The 18987-nt window shown below is 48.4% G+C and carries 17 protein-coding genes and 3 tRNA genes; 15 read left to right on the top strand and 5 right to left on the bottom strand.

Features of this window, described 5'->3' with window-relative positions:
- The first annotated feature begins 8 nt into the window (after window positions 1–8).
- Window positions 9–599 carry a DUF938 domain-containing protein gene (locus ACXAFQ_RS01660; protein ID WP_474817856.1) on the top strand — a complete coding sequence of 197 codons (591 nt, stop codon included), beginning with the start codon at window positions 9–11 and terminating at the stop codon, window positions 597–599.
- 33 nt (window positions 600–632) lie between these two features.
- Window positions 633–983 carry a hypothetical protein gene (locus ACXAFQ_RS01665; RefSeq protein WP_474817857.1) on the top strand — a complete coding sequence of 117 codons (351 nt, stop codon included), beginning with the start codon at window positions 633–635 and terminating at the stop codon, window positions 981–983.
- A gap of 68 nt (window positions 984–1051) precedes the next feature.
- On the opposite strand, the gene ACXAFQ_RS01670 is transcribed toward ACXAFQ_RS01665, so the two are convergent.
- Both ACXAFQ_RS01670 and ACXAFQ_RS01675 read right to left on the bottom strand, forming a co-directional pair.
- A complete protein-coding gene (locus tag ACXAFQ_RS01670) occupies window positions 1052–1942 on the bottom strand; it encodes a LysR family transcriptional regulator (RefSeq protein ID WP_474817858.1) in 891 nt (296 codons plus the stop codon).
- A 106-nt stretch (window positions 1943–2048) separates the two neighbouring features.
- On the bottom strand, window positions 2049–2999 hold the full coding sequence (locus ACXAFQ_RS01675) for a hydrogen peroxide-inducible genes activator (protein ID WP_474817860.1): 951 nt from the start codon (window positions 2997–2999) through the stop codon (window positions 2049–2051).
- Window positions 3000–3145: 146 nt separating this feature from the next.
- Here ACXAFQ_RS01675 and ACXAFQ_RS01680 point away from each other — a divergent pair, with 146 nt between their 5' ends.
- From ACXAFQ_RS01680 to ACXAFQ_RS01695, 4 genes are all read left to right on the top strand, one after another.
- Window positions 3146–3796 carry a carbonic anhydrase gene (locus ACXAFQ_RS01680; protein WP_474817862.1) on the top strand — a complete coding sequence of 217 codons (651 nt, stop codon included), beginning with the start codon at window positions 3146–3148 and terminating at the stop codon, window positions 3794–3796.
- Window positions 3797–3807: 11 nt separating this feature from the next.
- Window positions 3808–5346, top strand: a complete 1539-nt coding sequence (locus ACXAFQ_RS01685; RefSeq protein WP_474817863.1) for a SulP family inorganic anion transporter — start codon at window positions 3808–3810, stop codon at window positions 5344–5346.
- 247 nt (window positions 5347–5593) lie between these two features.
- Window positions 5594–6241, top strand: coding sequence for a carbonic anhydrase (locus ACXAFQ_RS01690; protein ID WP_474817864.1), 648 nt, complete (start codon window positions 5594–5596; stop codon window positions 6239–6241).
- Between the two features lie 12 nt (window positions 6242–6253).
- Window positions 6254–7900 carry a SulP family inorganic anion transporter gene (locus tag ACXAFQ_RS01695; protein ID WP_474817865.1) on the top strand — a complete coding sequence of 549 codons (1647 nt, stop codon included), beginning with the start codon at window positions 6254–6256 and terminating at the stop codon, window positions 7898–7900.
- Window positions 7901–7954: 54 nt separating this feature from the next.
- Here ACXAFQ_RS01695 and ACXAFQ_RS01700 read toward each other — a convergent pair whose 3' ends face one another.
- Both ACXAFQ_RS01700 and ACXAFQ_RS01705 read right to left on the bottom strand, forming a co-directional pair.
- Window positions 7955–10036: a M13 family metallopeptidase gene (locus tag ACXAFQ_RS01700; protein ID WP_474817867.1), complete on the bottom strand. Its 2082-nt coding sequence runs from the start codon at window positions 10034–10036 to the stop codon at window positions 7955–7957.
- Window positions 10026–11249, bottom strand: coding sequence for a GNAT family N-acetyltransferase (locus ACXAFQ_RS01705; protein WP_474818396.1), 1224 nt, complete (start codon window positions 11247–11249; stop codon window positions 10026–10028). The genes ACXAFQ_RS01700 and ACXAFQ_RS01705 overlap by 11 nt, the downstream gene beginning before the upstream one ends.
- An 82-nt stretch (window positions 11250–11331) precedes the next feature.
- Between ACXAFQ_RS01705 and ACXAFQ_RS01710 the strand changes: the two genes are divergently transcribed.
- A complete protein-coding gene (locus ACXAFQ_RS01710; protein WP_474817868.1) occupies window positions 11332–11781 on the top strand; it encodes a regulatory protein RecX in 450 nt (149 codons plus the stop codon).
- Between the two features lie 12 nt (window positions 11782–11793).
- On the opposite strand, the gene ACXAFQ_RS01715 is transcribed toward ACXAFQ_RS01710, so the two are convergent.
- Window positions 11794–11979, bottom strand: a complete 186-nt coding sequence (locus ACXAFQ_RS01715) for a hypothetical protein (protein ID WP_474817869.1) — start codon at window positions 11977–11979, stop codon at window positions 11794–11796.
- On the opposite strand from ACXAFQ_RS01715, the gene alaS reads away from it, so the two are divergent.
- From alaS to ACXAFQ_RS01755, 8 genes are all read left to right on the top strand, one after another.
- A complete protein-coding gene (alaS, locus tag ACXAFQ_RS01720) occupies window positions 11973–14570 on the top strand; it encodes an alanine--tRNA ligase (RefSeq protein ID WP_474817870.1) in 2598 nt (865 codons plus the stop codon). The genes ACXAFQ_RS01715 and alaS overlap by 7 nt on opposite strands.
- Before the next feature lie 133 nt (window positions 14571–14703).
- A complete protein-coding gene (csrA, locus tag ACXAFQ_RS01725; protein WP_070126998.1) occupies window positions 14704–14898 on the top strand; it encodes a carbon storage regulator CsrA in 195 nt (64 codons plus the stop codon).
- A gap of 161 nt (window positions 14899–15059) precedes the next feature.
- Window positions 15060–15150: transfer RNA gene (locus tag ACXAFQ_RS01730), tRNA-Ser, on the top strand.
- A gap of 42 nt (window positions 15151–15192) precedes the next feature.
- A tRNA-Arg gene (locus ACXAFQ_RS01735) sits at window positions 15193–15269 on the top strand.
- Between the two features lie 49 nt (window positions 15270–15318).
- A tRNA-Arg gene (locus ACXAFQ_RS01740) sits at window positions 15319–15395 on the top strand.
- 387 nt (window positions 15396–15782) lie between these two features.
- On the top strand, window positions 15783–16049 hold the full coding sequence (locus ACXAFQ_RS01745; RefSeq protein WP_474817871.1) for an OadG family protein: 267 nt from the start codon (window positions 15783–15785) through the stop codon (window positions 16047–16049).
- A gap of 19 nt (window positions 16050–16068) precedes the next feature.
- Window positions 16069–17853, top strand: coding sequence for a sodium-extruding oxaloacetate decarboxylase subunit alpha (gene oadA / locus ACXAFQ_RS01750; protein WP_474817872.1), 1785 nt, complete (start codon window positions 16069–16071; stop codon window positions 17851–17853).
- 3 nt (window positions 17854–17856) lie between these two features.
- Window positions 17857–18987 carry a sodium ion-translocating decarboxylase subunit beta gene (locus ACXAFQ_RS01755; protein WP_474817873.1) on the top strand — a complete coding sequence of 377 codons (1131 nt, stop codon included), beginning with the start codon at window positions 17857–17859 and terminating at the stop codon, window positions 18985–18987.

An 18987-nucleotide genomic window follows, 5' to 3' on the forward strand; every position in this document is an offset into this window, starting at 1 on the left:
CTAAACAGATGACCGGCCAACTGCCATTTTCCCAGGCCTGTGAAAACAACAAAGGGCCAATTTTAGCAATACTAAAAGACGCGTTTGCAGACCGTAAACGCGTGCTGGAAATTGGCAGCGGCACTGGACAGCATGCGGTGCACTTTGCACCGAATCTTCCACATCTGATATGGCAAACCAGCGATCGGCCGGCTTATCACGAAGGCATTAAATTATGGTTGTCTGCTTATCCGTCAGAAAATCTGCTATCGCCGTTGTCTCTCACGGTAGGACAGGGCGAGCTACCATTTGCTGAGTATGATGCGGTTTATTCTGCCAATACTGCGCATATCATGCAGAAGGCGGAAATTGCTGAAATGATGCAGACGCTGTCGGAAAAATTGCCTCAGGGTGGTGTATTTTGCCAGTATGGCCCGTTTACCGATGACGGCGAGTTTAGCAGCCACAGCAACCGTGAGTTCCACCTAAGCCTGATAGAAAGAGGCTGCGGAGGCTACCGGGACATTCAAGAACTCGAAGCCTGGGCGCCGGCGCTCACATTGGTAGAAGTTTACACCATGCCCGCTAACAACTTACTGTTGCAATGGAAAAAACGGTAGACTGACAGTTATCACAATGAAGTGGTGAGCAGGTTGATAAAACGCTTTTTTCAAAAGTTCCGCCCCGCACCTGCAAACGTTATCGTTGTAGGTACCGATTACCCATCGTATCAGCTCGGCAGCTGTATTCAGGCTGAATCCTCGTTACACCTGTCATTCTTTATGAACGAAGAACCCTGGCATCACCGCACCTTTATTCTAGAAACCGAATTGCGTTATTCCAGCGAATTGCTTTCACTGGTAGAGAAACATCAGGTGAAAGCGGTGTTTTGTGCCTGTGGCGCAGACTTTGCTGTTTACCAACAAAGATTCGCTGAATCACTGAAACAGCGAAATTGCCAGCTTATTCTTTGCAAGAACAGCCGGTTACCTGCTTTAAGCTAGCGTCTTTAGCGTTAAACAAAATTTGTCTTGTGCGTGGTACTTGTGCTGAAAGCGTATCGCTATTGAGGTTAGGGCTGGCCGATGGATCTGGCCAACGCGATAAACGCTTTGATGAATGGTGCGTTGGCATCCGACTTTCGATAGCCCAGGTTCAACGATTTTTGTATGCCGTTTTTACCTAAACGCACTGTGGTCAGTTGCAGCGCTTCCGCTTGCTCCTCAGCAAGCCATTTGGGTAATGCGCCCACACCACGGCCAGCACTGATCATTTGCAGCATGATTTCAGTGGTTTCGATAGTTTTATGTTTTTTAACTGTACAGCTAGCTGGCGTGAGGAAGTGAGAGAACACATCCAGTCTGGAAGGTTCAACCGGGTAAGTCAGTAGCGTCTCGTCGGCCAATGCTTGTGCTTCAACCATCGATTCCTCTGCCAGCGGGTGTTCGCGAGATACAACGAGTACCTGCTCGTAATCAAAAACCGCTTCGTATTGAATAGAGGGGAGGTGCAGCGGATCTGGCGTCAACAACAGATCGATATCGTAACCATGCAGTGCCTGTAGCCCGCCGAAGGTAAATTTTTGACGCACGTCTACATCTACGTCTGGGTAGTCTGATAAAAACGGCTTCACCACTTTTAACAACCATTGATAACAAGGGTGACACTCCATACCAATACGCAAAATGCCCTGTTTACCCTGAGCTATCTGGGCGAGTTGTTCTTCGGTATGAGCAAATTGAGGGAGTAATCGCTGCGCAAGATTCAGCACGGCATTGCCTGCATCGGTAAGCCGTAAACGTCGGCCATCTTTTTCCCAAAACGCGATGCCAGCTTGCTGCTCTAGCTTCTTCATGCTGTGACTCAGTGCGGACTGGGTCAAATGCATGTTGTCTGCCGCTTCAGTGAGAGTGCCAAATTCATTAATGGCGGCAATAATTTTCAAATGCTGGCGATCAAGCATGGTTGTTCCGTGAGCAGAGTTCATGATTTACTCGAAATATAGCATTTCTACTCATGGTTTATCTGTCTACACAGTATCGATTCAGTTGAAGAAACGGCTAGATGCGTTAAGGTGTCAATTCCGACACCGAAACCGCAGTTTGCAAGCGGTCACTGATCACATTGCGCATTAAACTTGCCAGGTCGCGAAAGGTAGCACGTGCTGGTGAGGTGTTTCGCCAAGCTAACATGTGTTGCCGTACAATCGGCATGTCAGCCAGTTCGCATACATGCAACGCTTCTGGGTTGTGCAGCTCTGAATGAACATAAAGACCAGGCAAAAACGCCATGCCCATGCCCATTACTACCATTTGCCGCAACGTATCCAGACTCGTACCTTCGTAATCGCGATCAACGTTAGCTCCCAACTGAGCACAAATTTCCTGTACCTGATAGTGAAAGTGATGGCGGTCTTCCAGCGCCAGGATTTTCTGTCCTCGTATCTCTTCCGGCTCGATGAAGTCCCGTCCCGACATAGGATGGTCGGCGGGTAGAACGAATTTCAGAGGCTCAATGAACAGCGGTTGTGTTTGAATTTGTGAATCGCGGTTCGACATCGGCGAAAGCGTGATGTCGAATTCACCCGCCAGTAGGCCTTGTAACAGTTGTTTCGGCGCAGCTTCGCGTACATAGAACTTAAGTCCCGGTCGTAAGCGGTGAATATCTGGCAATATGTGTGGTAGCAGATACGGCCCCAGCGTGGGCGGAATGCCTAAACGGTATGTGGTTGAGTCACCTTGCGATAGCGACTGTGCCATTTCACCAAACTGCATAGTCGATTGTAAAACCGCATCGGCATATTCAAGTAAGGCCTTGCCCTGAGCGGAAAGCAAAGTGCCTGAGCGAGAACGTTCGAACAGCACCAAACCCAAGTTCGTTTCCAGTGTGCTTATCTGGCTGGTAAGGGTAGGTTGACTGATACCTAAAATTTGCGCAGCACGGCGAAAGTTAAGGTGTTTAGCTACGGTAACAAAGTAGCGAATTTGATTAAGCGAAGGCGCTTTACCGTTAAAAAACATAGGGACCATCTGTCTGTTAAACGTATTATTTTGTTGTGTGATAGCTTTTTGCTATCGCGATATACTCTATACATCTATAAAGCTATCAGTCAATCTTGTCAGTATAGATTTAAACTAAAGTTTATCCGTGTACCTAGGAGTAATAAATGGATCACGTAATTTCTGGCGTAGCTAAGTTTCAGCGCGACGTTTATCCTGAAAAGAAAGAAACCTTCAAAAAGCTGGCAACCGGCCAGAATCCTGAAGTATTGTTCATTACTTGTGCAGACTCCCGCATCGACCCGAATCTGGTAACGCAAACAGATCCAGGCGAGCTTTTCATCTGTCGCAACGCTGGCAACATTGTACCTCCTCACAGTAACCAAACCGGTGGTATGACTGCGTCAATCGAGTTTGCCGTTGCAGCACTAGGCGTTACCCACATCGTAGTATGTGGCCATACCGATTGTGGTGCAATGAAAGGTGCACTAAATCCTGAAAAATTGGATAGCTTGCCACATGTTAAAGAGTGGTTAGGTCACTGCCGTTGCGCCACTGAAGTCGTTAAGGAAAAGCATGGTGGTGAACTTAATGCTGATAGCTTAGCTGAAGTGACTAAAGAGAACGTATTGCAGCAAATGCAACACCTAAAAACCCACCCAGCAGTAGCCGCTAAACTGGCGACCAAAGCCGTTCAGCTACACGGTTGGGTATATGACATTGAAACCGGCATGGTCCATTGCTACGACCCTGAAACAGAGAGTTTCAAAGAAATGGAACAGGCCTATGCTGAGCGCACTTTAGTGGTAGGCGCGTAAGGAAATAGCCTATGAAACTTGATTTATCGTTTAGTGAAATAAAGAACGATTTACCTGCCAGTATCGTTGTATTTTTTGTCGCGTTACCACTTTGTTTGGGTATCGCTCTGGCTTCTGGCGCACCGTTGTTTTCCGGCGTTATCGCCGGCATCATCGGTGGTGTTATTGTTGGCCTGATGAGTGGTTCTCGCCTTGGTGTAAGCGGACCAGCAGCAGGATTAGCGGTAATCGTTTTTGATGCCATTGGTACACTTGGGAGCTGGGAATTATTTCTGGTTGCCGTGGTACTTGCCGGTGTATTCCAGTTAATTCTTGGATTTATGCGCGCTGGTTTTGTTGCCTACTTCTTCCCCACGTCGGTCATAACCGGCATGCTGGCAGGTATCGGTATTCTGATCATTCTGAAACAGTTACCTTACCTATTTGGATGGCATTCCGATTTTCTGGGAGAAGAAGCTTTTAACCAGGTAAATGGAGAAAATACCTTCTCTGCAATCGAGCACGCGGTGTCTCTTATGTCACCAGCTGCGGTTGCGATTTCGGTGGTTTCTCTAGCCTTGCTGGTTATTTGGGACAAGTACCTCACCAAAGCGCACAAAATTTTCCAGCTCATTCAGGGCCCCATTGTGGTGGTTCTGCTGGGTATTGTTGCGTCAATCGTGCTTGCGCAAGCCGGTATGCCGTTACAGGCCGATCAGCTGGTAAGTCTGCCGGTTATCGACAGCTTCGAGGCATTTAAAAATGAGATGGCATTCCCTGCATTTTCGGAAATGCTGAACATTGATGTGTTTACCATCGCACTCGTGATGGCAGCGGTTGCCAGTATTGAAACACTGCTTTGTGTTGAAGCTACCGATAAACTTGATCCGCAGAAGAATACAACACCAACCAACCGTGAGCTGAAAGCGCAAGGTATTGGTAACATCGTTTCTGGTCTGGTAGGCGGATTACCTATTACTCAGGTAATTGTTCGTAGTTCTGCGAATATTGCCTTTGGTGGTAAAACCAAAATGTCAGCCATTCTGCACGGTGTTTTTCTGTTAATCGCGGTATTTGCAGCAGCCACTATGCTGAACCAGATCCCGTTGGCATCGTTAGCTGCCATTCTTATTACTGTTGGTTACAAGCTGGCTAAGCCTGCCATGTTTAAAGTGATGTACAAAACGGGTTGGGAACAGTTCTTACCCTTCGTTACCACTATCCTGGTAATGGTATTTACTGACCTTCTAACAGGTGTGGTAACAGGCCTTGCAATGAGCGTTTTCTTCACACTGAAACACAGCTACCGCAATTCATACCAGTTCACTGAAACCGTGAACGAAGAAGGCGGTGCGAGAACGCATCACATTGTTATGGCTGAGGAAGTTTCTTTCTTTAACAAACCTAGCATTTTGAAGAAACTAAACTCTATTCCCAAAGATTCCAAAGTCGTTCTGGATTTCTCAAAGAGTAAGTCAGTGGCTTTCGATGTAAAGGAATTGGTTAAAGATTACCTCGACCAAGCCGGTAGTAAAAACATTAAAGTTGAAACTATACAGTTTCAGCAATAATGGAATGTTGTAAGACGCTTTCTGTTATTTAGTCCTACAGTTAAAGGGCCGATTTAGGCCCTTTTTGTTTATCTCAAAAAATTGGTTTATTGTTTTACTGACAGTGTAGTCACTCATCACCTCGTTTAAATGAGTACCTTTGATAGAAAAAAACTATCGCGAGTAGTAGTGTTTTTCTATAAAGCTATCAGTTAAAAATTCTTTTAATAGAATAATGATAATACCATGTTAATTTGAGGTAAATTTTATGGACCACGTGATCTCTGGTGTCGCAAAGTTTCAGAAAGAGGTATTCCCCAAAAATAAAGCAACCTTCGAAAAATTGGCTAATGGCCAAAATCCCGAAGTCCTTTTTATCACCTGCGCTGATTCGAGAATCGATCCCAACCTCGTGACTCAGACCGGCCCGGGTGATCTCTTCATCTGCCGTAATGCTGGCAATATTGTTCCTCCGCATACCACCCATACCGGCGGTATGACCGCTTCTATTGAATTTGCCGTTGCGGCTTTAGGTGTAAGCCACATCATCATTTGTGGTCACTCTGACTGCGGCGCGATGAAAGGTGCACTTGCCCCTGATTCACTCGATGCATTACCTCACGTCAAAGAATGGCTTGGTCACTGCCGTTGCGCCACCGAAGTGGTGAAGGAAAAGCACGGCAATTTATCAACTGATTATCTCGATGAAGTCACCAAAGAGAATGTATTGCAGCAAATGCAGCATATTCGCACCCATCCTGCCGTTGCAGCGAAACTTGCCACTAAGCAAGTTCAATTGCATGGTTGGGTTTACGACATCGAGTCTGGTGACGTGCTTTGCTACGACGAGAAAGCGGAAGCATTCAAACTGCTTCAGGATGTATATGGTGGAAAACCCTTTGGCGAGAAAAAGTAGGAGGCGAGTCAGATGAAAAACTTACTTTCTAATGTAAAAGGCGATTTAACCGGCGGTCTCACAGCCGGTATTGTTGCGCTGCCGCTAGCTCTCGCACTTGGTGTGGCATCAGGTGTCGGCCCAATGGCAGGACTTTACGGCGCTATTGCGGTTGGTTTTTTTGCTGCATTATTAGGTGGTACGCCGTCGCAGATTTCAGGACCAACAGGTCCTATGGTGGTCGTTCTTGCAGGCTTGTTTGCCACGCTTTCGGGTGACCTAGGCTTGATTTTTACGGTGGTGATGCTCGCCGGTCTGCTACAGATTATTATGGGCTTTACCGGTGTCGGTCAGTATATCCGACTGGTGCCTTATCCAGTAATCTCCGGTTTTATGTCTGGTATTGGTGCCATCATCATTATTCTGCAACTTGGCAGATTGATGGGGCATGAGCCGCCGGGAGGCACTATTGGTGCGCTTAAATACCTTCCTACGGCGCTTTCTGACATCGATTTCGTCACCCTTGGTCTTGGGTTAGGAACATTGATTATTGCCTATAAGTGGCCGCCCAAATTGGGCAAAGTGGTACCGGGTGCGCTCGCAGCACTGATCATTGGTACACTGGTGAGCTTAGGTCTTGAAACGCCAATTCTTGGCGATATTCCAACAGGTCTACCAGAGCTGCACATGCCGGTATTCGACCAGTCAAAATTACTTCTGGTGCTGGAAGCTGCCTTCATTCTCGCTATTCTGGGCGCAATTGATTCGCTATTAACGTCTCTTGTGGCGGATAACATGACCCGTACTCGTCACGACAGCAACAAAGAACTTATCGGCCAGGGTGTTGGTAACACGATTGCTGGTCTGATTGGTGGAATTGCGGGTGCTGGCGCGACAATGCGTACGGTGGTGAATATCCGAAGCGGCGGTAAAGAGCGCTTGTCGGGTATGGTTCATGCACTGGTACTGTTAGCGATAGTATTGGGCCTTGGCCCATTAGCCGCGCAAATTCCTCATGCCGTATTGGCCGGTATTCTGGTGAAAGTTGGCCTGGATATCATTGACTGGAGTTACCTGAAGCGCGCGCACACTGGGCCGCGTTGGGACTTCGTACTTATGTTGCTGGTACTGGGGCTGACGGTATTTGTAGACCTGATTACTGCTGTGGGCGTAGGTGTAGTATTAGCTGCATTAGCCTATGTTAAGCAAATTGCGCAACTTCAGCTTGATGAGGTGAATAATCTGCCAGAAACATCAACCGATCCTGAAGAAGACGCGCTGCTTAAACAGGCAGGTAACAAGGTACGTATTTTCAGCTTTGGTGGTCCGTTGAGCTTTGGTGCTGCCGCTGACTTAGGCCATCACGTTCGTGAGAAAGTAAAAAATGGTTCACGGGCGCTTATTCTGGACTTCAGCCGTGTGCCTTCCATGGATGTCTCTGCTGCAATGGCGGTGGAAACTATCACATCTGATGCGAAGGCTGCAGGCCGTCACGTGATTATGTGTGGCGCAGCAGCGGCGGTACAGACCGTGCTTGAAAACATCAACGCGCACCAGAGTGGTGTGGTTGTAACGCCAGACCGCAAAGCGGCGCTAGCTAAGGCGATGGCATTGGTGAATGAGCCGGGAAAGGATAACGGCAGTCCGGGTGCTGCCGCAAATTTCATCCCAGCTAAATAACGAATAATCATAAAAAAAGGGCTTCCAAACGGAAGCCCTTTTTATTTGTTCTTTTTACCAGATTTGTACCCGATCTTCCGGTGCAAGATACAGTGCATCGCCAGGTTTCACGTCGAAGGCTTCGTACCATGCATCCATGTTACGTGGTGTCAGTGTACGGTAACGAGCTGGTGAATGCGGGTCAGTGCGCAGCTGATTAATCAAGCTTTGCTCTGTCCGCTTCTCACGCCAAACTTGCGCCCACGCCAGGAAGAAGCGCTGATCGCCAGTCAGACCGTCGATCACAGGGGCTTCTTTACCATCAAGGCTTAACTTATAAGCTTCATAAGCCATTGCCAGACCACCCACGTCACCGATGTTTTCACCCATGGTCAACTGACCATTTACGTGCTGGCCTTCTACCGGCTCGTATGCATCATACTGGGCACCCAGCTGTTCAACTTTTGCCGTGAACGCTGTTAAATCTTCATCAGTCCACCAGTTACGCTGAATACCGTTGGCATCAGATTTTGAGCCTTGATCATCGAAACCGTGGCCCATTTCATGACCAATAACGCCGCCGATTGCGCCATAGTTTACCGCTGGGTCAGCGTTCGGGTCGAAAAACGGTGGCTGCAGAATCGCTGCAGGGAATACAATTTCGTTAAACGAAGGATTGTAATACGCATTCACGGTTTGTGGCGTCATGCCCCAGCGCTCACGATCGGTTGGCTTCAGTTCGTTCTCAACGTCTTTTTCGTGGAAGAATTTACGTAAGTTACGAATATTCTGTACCAGTGTGTCGCTACTGATTTCAAGACCACTCAGGTCAACCCACTCATCTGGGTAACCGATTTTAGGACGGAATGCCGCCAGTTTAGCGCGTGCTTCTTTCTTGGTTTCGTCGCCCATCCACTCCAGGCCATCGATACGCTTGCCCAGTGCGGTACGCAGGTTTTCAACTAGCTCCGACATTTGTGCTTTTGAGCTTTGTGGGAAATAGCGGTCAACGTATATTTTACCCAGTACAAAGCCGAGTGATTCGGTTCCTGAGAGTTGTCCAACAGCGCGCTTCCAACGTGGGCGAGGCTCTTGCTGACCATTCAACGTACGGCTGTAAAAATCAAAAGATTCGTTATTGATTTCTTCGCTTAGCAATGACGAGTTGTTGCTAATGGTATGGAAGGTTAGATAGGTTTTCCAAATACCCAGGTCGGTTTCGTTGATGATGTTGATCACATCTTTCAGCGGTTCTGGGGTACTGATGTTCAGTTCTGGTGCTTTCAGATCAGACTGGGCCAGGAAAGTATTCCAGTTGAAGCCCGGATAGGCATCGCTGAGTGAGGCGCGCTCAATTTGGTTCAACGTGAGGTCGCGGTTACGGCGTTTCGCACGGGGCCACTGCGCATCGGCAATGCGGGTTTCCAATTCAAGAATTTGCTGCGCACCTTCTGCTGGGCTCTCAGCACCTGCAAAGGCCAGCATCTTCTCTACGTGAGCAACATAGGCTTCGCGAATTTTTACGAAACGCTCTTCATCACTGAGGTAGTAATCGCGATCAGGCAGACCCAAACCACCTACACCTACTGTCACCTGATACTCATTAGGATCGAGGCGGTTATAACCCAGGTAAGAATAGATTGGCGTGGCACTGCCGTATAACCATGACTGACCAAAGACACGAGTAAGGTCATCGCGGTTACCAATTTTGCTGATCATGCCAAGAATGTCAGAGATGGGTTCGATCCCTTTGGCATTGATGGTGTCGGTATCCATGTAAGCAGAATAGAAGTCGTGAACCATTTTCTCTTCGGTATTGAGATCCTGCTTCGTCATCAGGTCGTCAACGATAGCTTTTACCTGTTCTTCACTGCGGTCTCGTAATGCGTTAAACGCACCAAAGCGAGTTTTGTCAGCCGGCAATTCGTAATTTTTATACCAAGTGCCGCTGGCATATCCAAAGAAGTCATCTCCGGGTTTAACTGACGTATCCATGGCGGTTAAATCCACACCAAAACTGCCCAATTCAGGCTTGCCGGCTTCTGCTGTAGTTTGTGCTTCTTTTGCCGGCGCGGAAGACGTCGACTGTTCTGGTTTACTACAACCAGAAAGGCTGAGTGCTGCAGCAATAGTGGCAGCAAGTAACTTATACTTCATTGTCGTTTCTCTTTGTCGTTATGGCAGTGTCGGGTGTGACAGCTGCTGTACTTGTTGTTTTCAGTTTATTTGTCATTGCTTCGTTAAACGGTAACACAGTTGCCGCCTGTTGGAAGTAATGGGAAATTTGGGGCGTTTCCTGATGTAAAAATTCTTCTACAGCACTATGGAAACGGTTATCAAATAAATGGTGAAGAGATACACAAAAGGTTGGCTCGAAGCCGCGTAAAATTTTATGTTCACCTTGTGTCCCCGGGTTAAATAAAGGTAATCCATGCTCAATGGCGAATGCAATGCCTTGATTGTAACAAGATTCGAAATGCAGCCCATCGTTGTCCTGCAGGCTCCCCCAATAGCGACCATAAAGGCCCTGTTCATCGTAAAAAAACAGTGCGCTGGCAACCGGCTCCCCGTTCCTGGAGGCCTTCACTAACAGAATGTGGTCAGCCATAGTACGGAAAATAGCTTCGAAGAACTCAGGGGTGAGATACCCGCTGTGCCCCGACCGCTTTAGATAAGTTTGCTGGTAACAGAGAATAAAAAACTGAATATCGTCGTCAGTCAGTTCGGCACCTTTAATACGCTGGATGGTAACCCCAGCTGCATCCAGTTTTTGACGTGATTTTCGCAGTGAACGGCGTTTTCTTGATGTTAGTGCAGCAGTGAAATCATCTTCAGTTTCGTACCCATAGTTGTACCACTGAAACTGTACGGAATAGCGACGGGCAAAACCATTCTGTTGCCAGGATAGAGAATCAGCCTGAGGGCTGAACAGAATATGCAGCGATGACACGCCATCGTTTAGCAAGGTATTGAGCGAAGCGTGGATAGTGGGAAGCACGTCATCAGCGTTGTATCCGTCTGCAACCAATAACCTTGGGCCGGTAACGGGAGTAAACGGGATAGCGCTAATCCATTTTGGATAATAATCCAAACCATGTTGCTCGTAGGCATGCGCCCAACCGTGGTCGAACACGTATTCGCCGTAGCTGTCGGCTTTCAGATAGCCAGGCATGGCGGCAATCAGTTTTGACTCGTTATGTACCAGCAAAAAATACGGATGCCAGCCTGTCCCTTCACCCACACAATCCGTATTTTCCATGGCTGACAGAAACGGATATTGCAAAAACGGCCCGGCAGACGATGCAAGGGCTTGCCAGGCGGGTGCTGGTATCGCATTAATAGATGTGACAAAGGATGTGGTATATTTCATCTCAGACACGAAGTTAGCTGTTCACCAGAACACGCTGTCAATATAAAGCCAATGTTAGTTAGAAATCTGATAATCCGACACCATGACAGACCCCAACCGCAAAATCATTATTGACGCGATTACCCGCATGCTGGCACGACGAGAGCACAGTAGGGTAGAAGCCCGCACAAAGCTAAGCCAAAAGGGGTTTGACCCAGAGGCATATTTGCCGGTTCTGCAGGAGTTCACCGAGGCTGATATTCAAAGCGATAGTCGTTATGCTGAAATGCGTGTTCGCGCCTGCGCGTCAAAAGGGATTGGGCCTGAAAGAATACAACGAGAATTGTCGCAACATCAGATTGATCATTATGTGGTGCAGGAAGCCATGAAAGAAGCCGATGTAGATTGGTTTGAGTTGGCGCTAAACGTAAAAATAAAGAAATTTGGAGAGGGCCGGGAAACTGACTTTAAAGCCCGTCAAAAACAAATGCAGTTTATGAATTATCGCGGCTTTACCCGTGATCAAATCCAATATGCCGTCAATGGCGACTAAAACCCGACTAAATTAGCAGCGAATCCTTAACAACCACGCGCTTTCCATGATATGTTTGCGCCCTGCGGGCGGCGCACCTGTTCGGGTGCCATTTTCCCCACCATTTTCATGCATCTTCGGTACATCGCGGATATTTTCCCTAGCACCGATGGGATGTGCACTGTTAATAAAAGTAGGAAGTTTGGATTTCAATGACATTATCAACTGCTGACATACGCCAAAAGTTTATCGATTACTTTAAGAGTCACGGCCACCAGGCAGTGGCAAGTTCTTCTCTGGTGCCGGCAGATGATCCTACACTCCTGTTCACCAATGCGGGTATGAACCAGTTCAAAGACGTGTTCTTAGGGGCAGAAAAGCGCAGCTATAGCCGCGCAGTTTCTTCTCAGCGCTGCGTTCGTGCAGGTGGTAAACATAACGATTTAGAAAACGTGGGCTACACCGCTCGCCACCACACCTTCTTTGAGATGTTAGGTAACTTCAGCTTTGGTGATTACTTTAAAAAAGAAGCAATCAGCTTTGCGTGGAATTTTCTTACCGTTGAACTGGGTCTGCCAAAAGAAAAGCTATTGGTAACCGTGTATTCCGAAGATGACGAAGCGTTCGCTATCTGGGAAAACGAGATCGGTGTGCCTGCAGAAAAAATTATCCGCATCAATACCTCCGATAACTTCTGGTCCATGGGTGATACCGGCCCGTGTGGTCCGTGTTCCGAGATTTTCTACGATCACGGCGAGCACATTTGGGGTGGTCCTCCGGGCACGCCTGAAGAAGACGGCGACCGCTTCATTGAAATCTGGAACCTGGTTTTCATGCAGTTCAATAAGCAAGCAGATGGCACCATGGAGCCGCTGCCGAAGCCTTCTATTGATACCGGTATGGGCCTTGAGCGTATTTCTGCCATTCTTCAAAATGTGCACAGCAACTATGAAATCGACTTGTTCCAGAACCTCATTAAAGCGACAGCTGACATCACTGGCGCAACTGATCTGGAAAACAAATCTTTGCGCGTGGTAGCGGACCACATTCGTTCATGCGGCTTCTTAGTGTGTGATGGCGTTATGCCAAGCAACGAAGGTCGTGGTTATGTACTGCGTCGTATTATTCGTCGTGCGGTTCGTCATGGCTATCAGTTGGGCGCCAAAGACATTTTCTTCTATAAGCTGGTAGCGGCACTGGTGAAGGAAATGGGCGAGTTTTATCCTGAACTGGCTGATCAACAACCGGTTATTGAGAAAGTACTGCGGGTAGAAGAAGAGCAGTTCAGTAAAACCCTTGAGCGCGGTATGAATATGCTGAATGACGCGCTGTCTGCACTAGAAGGTGACACGATTCCGGGTGAAGTGGTATTCAAGCTTTATGATACTTACGGTTTCCCGGTAGACCTGACTAACGATGTGGCTCGTGAACACGACGTTAAAATTGATGAAGCCGGTTTCGAAAAAGCCATGGAAGCCCAGCGCAACCGTGCTAAAGAAGCCAGCAATTTTGGCGCGAACTATAACGACTTGTTGAAAATCGATCATACAACATCGTTCACCGGCTATAACGATGTTGACGGTGAAGCGAACATCGTTGAGCTAATCTTCGACAACCAGTTTACCGACACGTTGACCGATGGACAGGAAGGGGTTGTGGTACTGGATCAAACCCCGTTTTACGCAGAATCGGGTGGTCAGGCCGGCGACAGCGGCGTGCTTAAAGTCGCGGGCGGCGAGTTTATTGTTTCTGATACCCAGAAAATGGGTAACGCTTTTGCCCACAAAGGTAAAGTGGTTGGTGAAATTAAGAAAGGTGAAAAAGTCACGGCAGCAATTGACAACGCCAAACGCGAAGCAGTGAAGAAAAACCACAGTGCTACTCACTTACTGCACGCCGCATTACGTGAAATCCTCGGTGAGCACGTAACCCAGAAAGGCTCACTGGTTGAAGCGGCTCGTATGCGTTTTGACTTCTCTCATTTTGAAGCGGTCACGCCAGAACAGCTTCTGCAGGTTGAAAACCGCGTGAACGAGGAAATTCGCGCGAACCATTCGTTGAAGACAGAACTGATGGAACTGGATGAAGCGAAGGCTTCCGGTGCCATGGCGTTGTTCGGCGAGAAGTATGACGAGAAAGTGCGCGTAGTAACCATGGGTCCATTCTCGGTAGAGCTTTGTGGCGGTACTCACGTTCAGCGCACCGGTGATATTGGTTTATTCAAAATCACCTCAGAAAGTGGCATTGCCTCGGGCGTTCGTCGCATAGAAGCGATAACTGGCGCAGCGGCAGTTGAATATGTGCAACAACAACAGATTCAGTTACAAACCGCTGCTGGATTATTAAAAACAGATAGCGCGGGCTTGATTGACCGTATCGGTGCATTGCAGGCGCAAACTAAAGATCTGGAAAAAGCACTGACCGCAGCGAAGCAAAAATTGGCTGCGCAACAGGGCGCTGATCTCTTAGGCGAGGCTCAGGATATCAATGGTGTGAAAGTGCTGATTTCCGAGCTTGAAGGCGTAGAGTCGAAAGCATTACGTGGAATGATGGACGATCTTAAAAACCGAATCGGCGAAGGCATCGTAGTACTAGGTATGGCTGATGGTGCTAAAGTCAGTTTAATTGTAGGCGTCACCAAACAGCTAACCGGCAAAGTTAAAGCAGGAGAACTGGTTAACTTTATTGCCTCACAGGTTGGTGGAAAGGGCGGTGGCAGACCAGACATGGCGCAAGCCGGTGGTAGTCAGCCAGAGAATCTGAAAGGTGCATTGGCGTCAGTTAACGCATATCTGTCAGATAAGCTATAATCCAGTGTGTAAGGTATACAGTGAGTTTCTTAAGTGACATGGAAACAGGGAATCACTGCTGTTACCGTCGGGTCGTGCCGACGAGTGACGAAAGTTAAGGGAAAGTTCATTTTTAAAGGACAGGAGCAAGCGAATGCTTATATTGACTCGTCGTGTAGGTGAAACCCTGATGGTAGGTGATGATGTTACCGTGACTGTTTTAGGGGTTAAGGGTAATCAGGTACGTATTGGTGTAAATGCACCAAAAGAAGTATCAGTGCATCGTGAAGAAATTTACATGCGCATTCAGGCTGAAAAAGGTGGTCAGCCCGGCAACACTGCTGAATAATCACTTATAGAAAGGTCGGTTTAACCGGCCTTTTTTGTGTCTACGGACTGAAAAAGTTGGCTTTTTATCCGATTTGTTTAAAATGGCAGCATACGATTCATTTTATTGAAAAAAGGGTTTGACTCCCTCACGAGTATCAGTAAAATGCGCACCACTGTTACGGAGAGGTGGGTGAGTGGCTGAAACCAGTTCCCTGCTAAGGAACCATACCTATTACTGGTATCGAGGGTTCGAATCCCTCCCTCTCCGCCACTATTAAGGTTGGAAGTGGTGGCCAACAATAAGTTTTAATGCGCGTGTGTAGCTCAGCTGGATAGAGTACCTGGCTACGAACCAGGCGGTCGGAGGTTCGAATCCTTCCACACGCGCCAACTTACAAAAGCACCACCTTTTACGGTAAAACGTAAAAGTATACTTAAAGCGTGTGTAGCTCAGCTGGATAGAGTACCTGGCTACGAACCAGGCGGTCGGAGGTTCGAATCCTTCCACACGCGCCACATTGAAAAGCCCACCATCTGGTGGGCTTTTTCATTTCTGCTTTCTGCTGCTACTTCTTTTCTCAAACATCGACGTTTCACTCATTCCTTCATGTCGCCAGTTTCGCTGCTTTCGTTCAAGGGCCTCGTGCAGTACATAGCATTGCACTGTCATCGTTTGCCCCTTGCTAATAATGAGAAATGGCCCACAATGGTGATAATTTGTACTAAGGAATAAATGCTGACCATAGGTCTTTACATTCTTAATAAATGGACCAAAAAAGCGAACTAAGTGTGAGTTTATGCTTTATTTTTGCATATTTATTGGTTTTATAGGTCTGAAGTCCCATTGTTTTTGCATTTTTAACATGATAATTATTCGCTTCACCCAAATTAGAGGTAATTTATATGGCCCCTGAATCCATGAGCAGCCTACTGGGCGAGGCCGCTACGCTAATGTTTACAGGCATGGCATTCGTGTTCGCCTTTCTTGCTTTGCTGATTGCTGGCGTGCGCTGCATTGCCTGGTATTGCGAAAAGTTTCCAGGCGAGGAACCCGCCGCCGCGCCGGTGCGTACCCGGGCTATGCCGACAGCAAAAGACGCAACAGTTAGCGCCGGAACGATTGCAGCGATAACGGCTGCCGTTCATCAGCACCGAAATAATCAGAAATAGGTTTTTAAGAGGAATCACTATGTCTAAGCCATTGGCACTGACCGAATTAGTTCTCCGCGACGCACACCAGTCTTTACTCGCAACCCGCATGCGCCTGGAAGATATGCTGCCTATTGCCAGTAAACTTGATGATGCCGGTTTCTGGTCTGTTGAATCCTGGGGCGGTGCAACCTTCGACGCCTGTATCCGTTATCTTGGGGAAGATCCCTGGGAACGTATTCGCGCATTGAAAAAGGCGATGCCGAAAACGAAGCAGCAGATGCTGTTGCGTGGTCAGAATTTGCTAGGCTACCGTCACTATGCAGATGATGTCGTAACGCGCTTTGTTGAACGAGCCCATGATAATGGCGTGGACGTGTTCCGTATTTTTGATGCCATGAACGATGTCCGTAATCTGCAAACCGCCGTGAAAGCCGCCATTGACTGTGGCGCCCACGCGCAAGGCACCATGTCGTATACCATCAGCCCCATGCACACCATCGATGGCTGGGTTGATATGGCTAAGCAGCTTGAAGATATGGGCGTGCATTCCATCTGTATTAAAGATATGGCGGGTCTGCTGAAACCTTATGAATGTGAAACACTGGTCACCCGCCTGAAAGAAACCGTTCAGGTGCCTATCGCCATGCAGTGTCATGCGACCACGGGCCTGAGTACGGCAACCTATCAGAAAGCCATTGATGCCGGCATCGACATGCTGGACACCGCGATTTCTTCAATGAGTATGACCTATGGTCACAGCGCCACTGAGACAATTGTGTCGGCCCTTGAGGGCACCGAAAGAGATACGGGCTTGTCGCTAGAGGGGCTGGAAGACATTGCCGCTTATTTCCGCGACGTTCGAAAGAAATACGCCAAGTTTGAAGGCAGCCTCAAAGGTGTCGATGCCCGTATATTGTTGGCGCAGGTGCCAGGCGGCATGCTCACCAATATGGAAAGCCAGCTGAAAGAGCAGGGCGCTGAAGACAAGTTTGATGAAGTATTAAAAGAAATTCCGCGGGTGCGTGAAGATCTCGGCTTTATTCCATTGGTAACACCTACCTCACAAATCGTCGGGACTCAGGCTGTTTTGAACGTACTGACCGGCGAACGTTATAAAAGCATTTCCAAAGAAACCGCGGGTGTACTAAAAGGCGAATACGGCGCAACTGCTGCGCCGGTGAATGCTGAACTGCAGGCCCGGGTACTTGACGGCGGTGAGCCGGTTACCTGTCGCCCAGCTGATTTGATCAAACCAGAAATGGAAAGCCTGACAGACGACCTGACATCATTGGCTAAAGACAAAGGCTTACTGTTGGCGGATGAACAGGTCGACGATGTACTCACTTACGCCTTGTTCCCGCAAATCGGTCTGAAGTTCCTGCAAAACCGCGGCAACCCAGATGCCTTTGAACCATCGCCAGGCAAAGAACCGGAAGTGGCTACAGCGCCTGCTGCTGCTCCAAAAACTGCGGGTCAGCCTTCCAGTTACGATGTTAAAGTGGATGGCAAGGTGTATCACGTGGAAGTGGCTGATTCCGGCACGCTAACCAGCGTGACACCGGCTGCAGCGTCTGCGCCTGCCTCGTCTGCGGAGCCAGCACCATCAGCCAGCGGTCAGACCATCAACGCGCCGCTTTCCGGTAACGTATTTAAAGTTCTGGTAAGTCCGGGTGACGTTGTTGCCAATGGTGATGTGGTGATTATTCTGGAAGCGATGAAAATGGAAACGGAAATACGCTCTGCCTTCGACGGAACGGTAAACACTATTCTCGCTAAAGAAGGTGACAGCGTCGCTAGCGGTCAGGCACTGATAGAGTTATAAGCCATGGAAAAACTATACATACTCTGGGACAGCACTGCGCTGGCTCATTTTCAGAGTGGTGAGCTAATAATGATGGCCGTTGGGCTGTTATTACTGTGGCTCGCCATCGTAAAAAAATTCGAGCCCTTGCTGCTGTTTCCTATCGGCTTCGGAGCTTTGCTGACCAACATTCCGCTGGCAGGTTTTTCTGACCCCGGTGGCTTGCTCTATTATATCTACGAAGTGGGTATTCACTCTGGCGTTTTCCCGTTACTCATATTCATGGGGGTGGGAGCCATGACAGACTTTGGTGCCTTGATTGCGAATCCTCGCATGCTTCTACTCGGCGCTGCTGCCCAATTTGGTATCTTTGCCACATTGTTTGGTGCGATAGCGCTGAATTTTATTCCCGGCTTTGATTTTAGCCTGAAAGACGCGAGTGCCATAGCCATTATTGGTGGTGCCGATGGACCAACTGCCATTTTCCTCGCTTCACGTTTGTCGCCAGACTTGCTTGGCGCTATCGCTGTCGCCGCTTATTCTTACATGGCGTTAGTGCCAATAATTCAGCCACCCATTATGAAGGCGCTGACGACTGAAGATGAGCGCAAAATTGAAATGGCACAGCTTCGGGAAGTGAGCCGTAAAGAGAAAATCATTTTCCCTCTGGCCGTTCTGATCTTAACCATTTTGTTTTTGCCCTCGGCGACGCCGCTGGTGGGCATGTTCTGCTTCGGTAACCTGATGCGTGAATGTGGCGTAGTGGATCGCCTGTCCAAGACTGCCCAAAATGAGCTCATCAACATAGTCACTATCTTCCTCGGGCTGGCAGTGGGTTCCAAGCTTTCTGCTGACAAATTCCTTACCATAGAAACCTTAGGGATCCTGGGCCTGGGCGCGATCGCCTTCGCAATAGGCACTGCTGCGGGCGTACTTATGGCAAAGGTTATGAATAAAGTGAGCGGCGGCGGAATTAACCCATTGATTGGTGCTGCGGGTGTGAGTGCTGTGCCTATGGCGGCCCGTGTGGTTAATAAAGTCGGTTTGCAAAGCAATCCGCATAACTTTTTGCTCATGCACGCCATGGGGCCAAATGTGGCAGGCGTACTGGGCTCTGCCGTAGCAGCGGGTATCCTGTTGGCGCTGGTGGGTTAA

It is taken from the genome of Alteromonas sp. ABH2_165 (assembly GCF_056159945.1).

Coding starts and splice junctions, on each gene's coding strand:
- ACXAFQ_RS01660 (WP_474817856.1), top strand. CDS start 9: ATGACCGGCCAACTGCCATTTTCCCAGGCCTGTGAAAACAACAAAGGG.
- ACXAFQ_RS01670 (WP_474817858.1), bottom strand. CDS start 1,942: ATGCTTGATCGCCAGCATTTGAAAATTATTGCCGCCATTAATGAATTT.
- ACXAFQ_RS01675 (WP_474817860.1), bottom strand. CDS start 2,999: ATGTTTTTTAACGGTAAAGCGCCTTCGCTTAATCAAATTCGCTACTTT.
- ACXAFQ_RS01680 (WP_474817862.1), top strand. CDS start 3,146: ATGGATCACGTAATTTCTGGCGTAGCTAAGTTTCAGCGCGACGTTTAT.
- ACXAFQ_RS01685 (WP_474817863.1), top strand. CDS start 3,808: ATGAAACTTGATTTATCGTTTAGTGAAATAAAGAACGATTTACCTGCC.
- ACXAFQ_RS01690 (WP_474817864.1), top strand. CDS start 5,594: ATGGACCACGTGATCTCTGGTGTCGCAAAGTTTCAGAAAGAGGTATTC.
- ACXAFQ_RS01695 (WP_474817865.1), top strand. CDS start 6,254: ATGAAAAACTTACTTTCTAATGTAAAAGGCGATTTAACCGGCGGTCTC.
- ACXAFQ_RS01700 (WP_474817867.1), bottom strand. CDS start 10,036: ATGAAGTATAAGTTACTTGCTGCCACTATTGCTGCAGCACTCAGCCTT.
- ACXAFQ_RS01705 (WP_474818396.1), bottom strand. CDS start 11,249: ATGAAATATACCACATCCTTTGTCACATCTATTAATGCGATACCAGCA.
- ACXAFQ_RS01710 (WP_474817868.1), top strand. CDS start 11,332: ATGACAGACCCCAACCGCAAAATCATTATTGACGCGATTACCCGCATG.
- alaS (WP_474817870.1), top strand. CDS start 11,973: ATGACATTATCAACTGCTGACATACGCCAAAAGTTTATCGATTACTTT.
- ACXAFQ_RS01715 (WP_474817869.1), bottom strand. CDS start 11,979: ATGTCATTGAAATCCAAACTTCCTACTTTTATTAACAGTGCACATCCC.
- csrA (WP_070126998.1), top strand. CDS start 14,704: ATGCTTATATTGACTCGTCGTGTAGGTGAAACCCTGATGGTAGGTGAT.
- ACXAFQ_RS01745 (WP_474817871.1), top strand. CDS start 15,783: ATGGCCCCTGAATCCATGAGCAGCCTACTGGGCGAGGCCGCTACGCTA.
- oadA (WP_474817872.1), top strand. CDS start 16,069: ATGTCTAAGCCATTGGCACTGACCGAATTAGTTCTCCGCGACGCACAC.
- ACXAFQ_RS01755 (WP_474817873.1), top strand. CDS start 17,857: ATGGAAAAACTATACATACTCTGGGACAGCACTGCGCTGGCTCATTTT.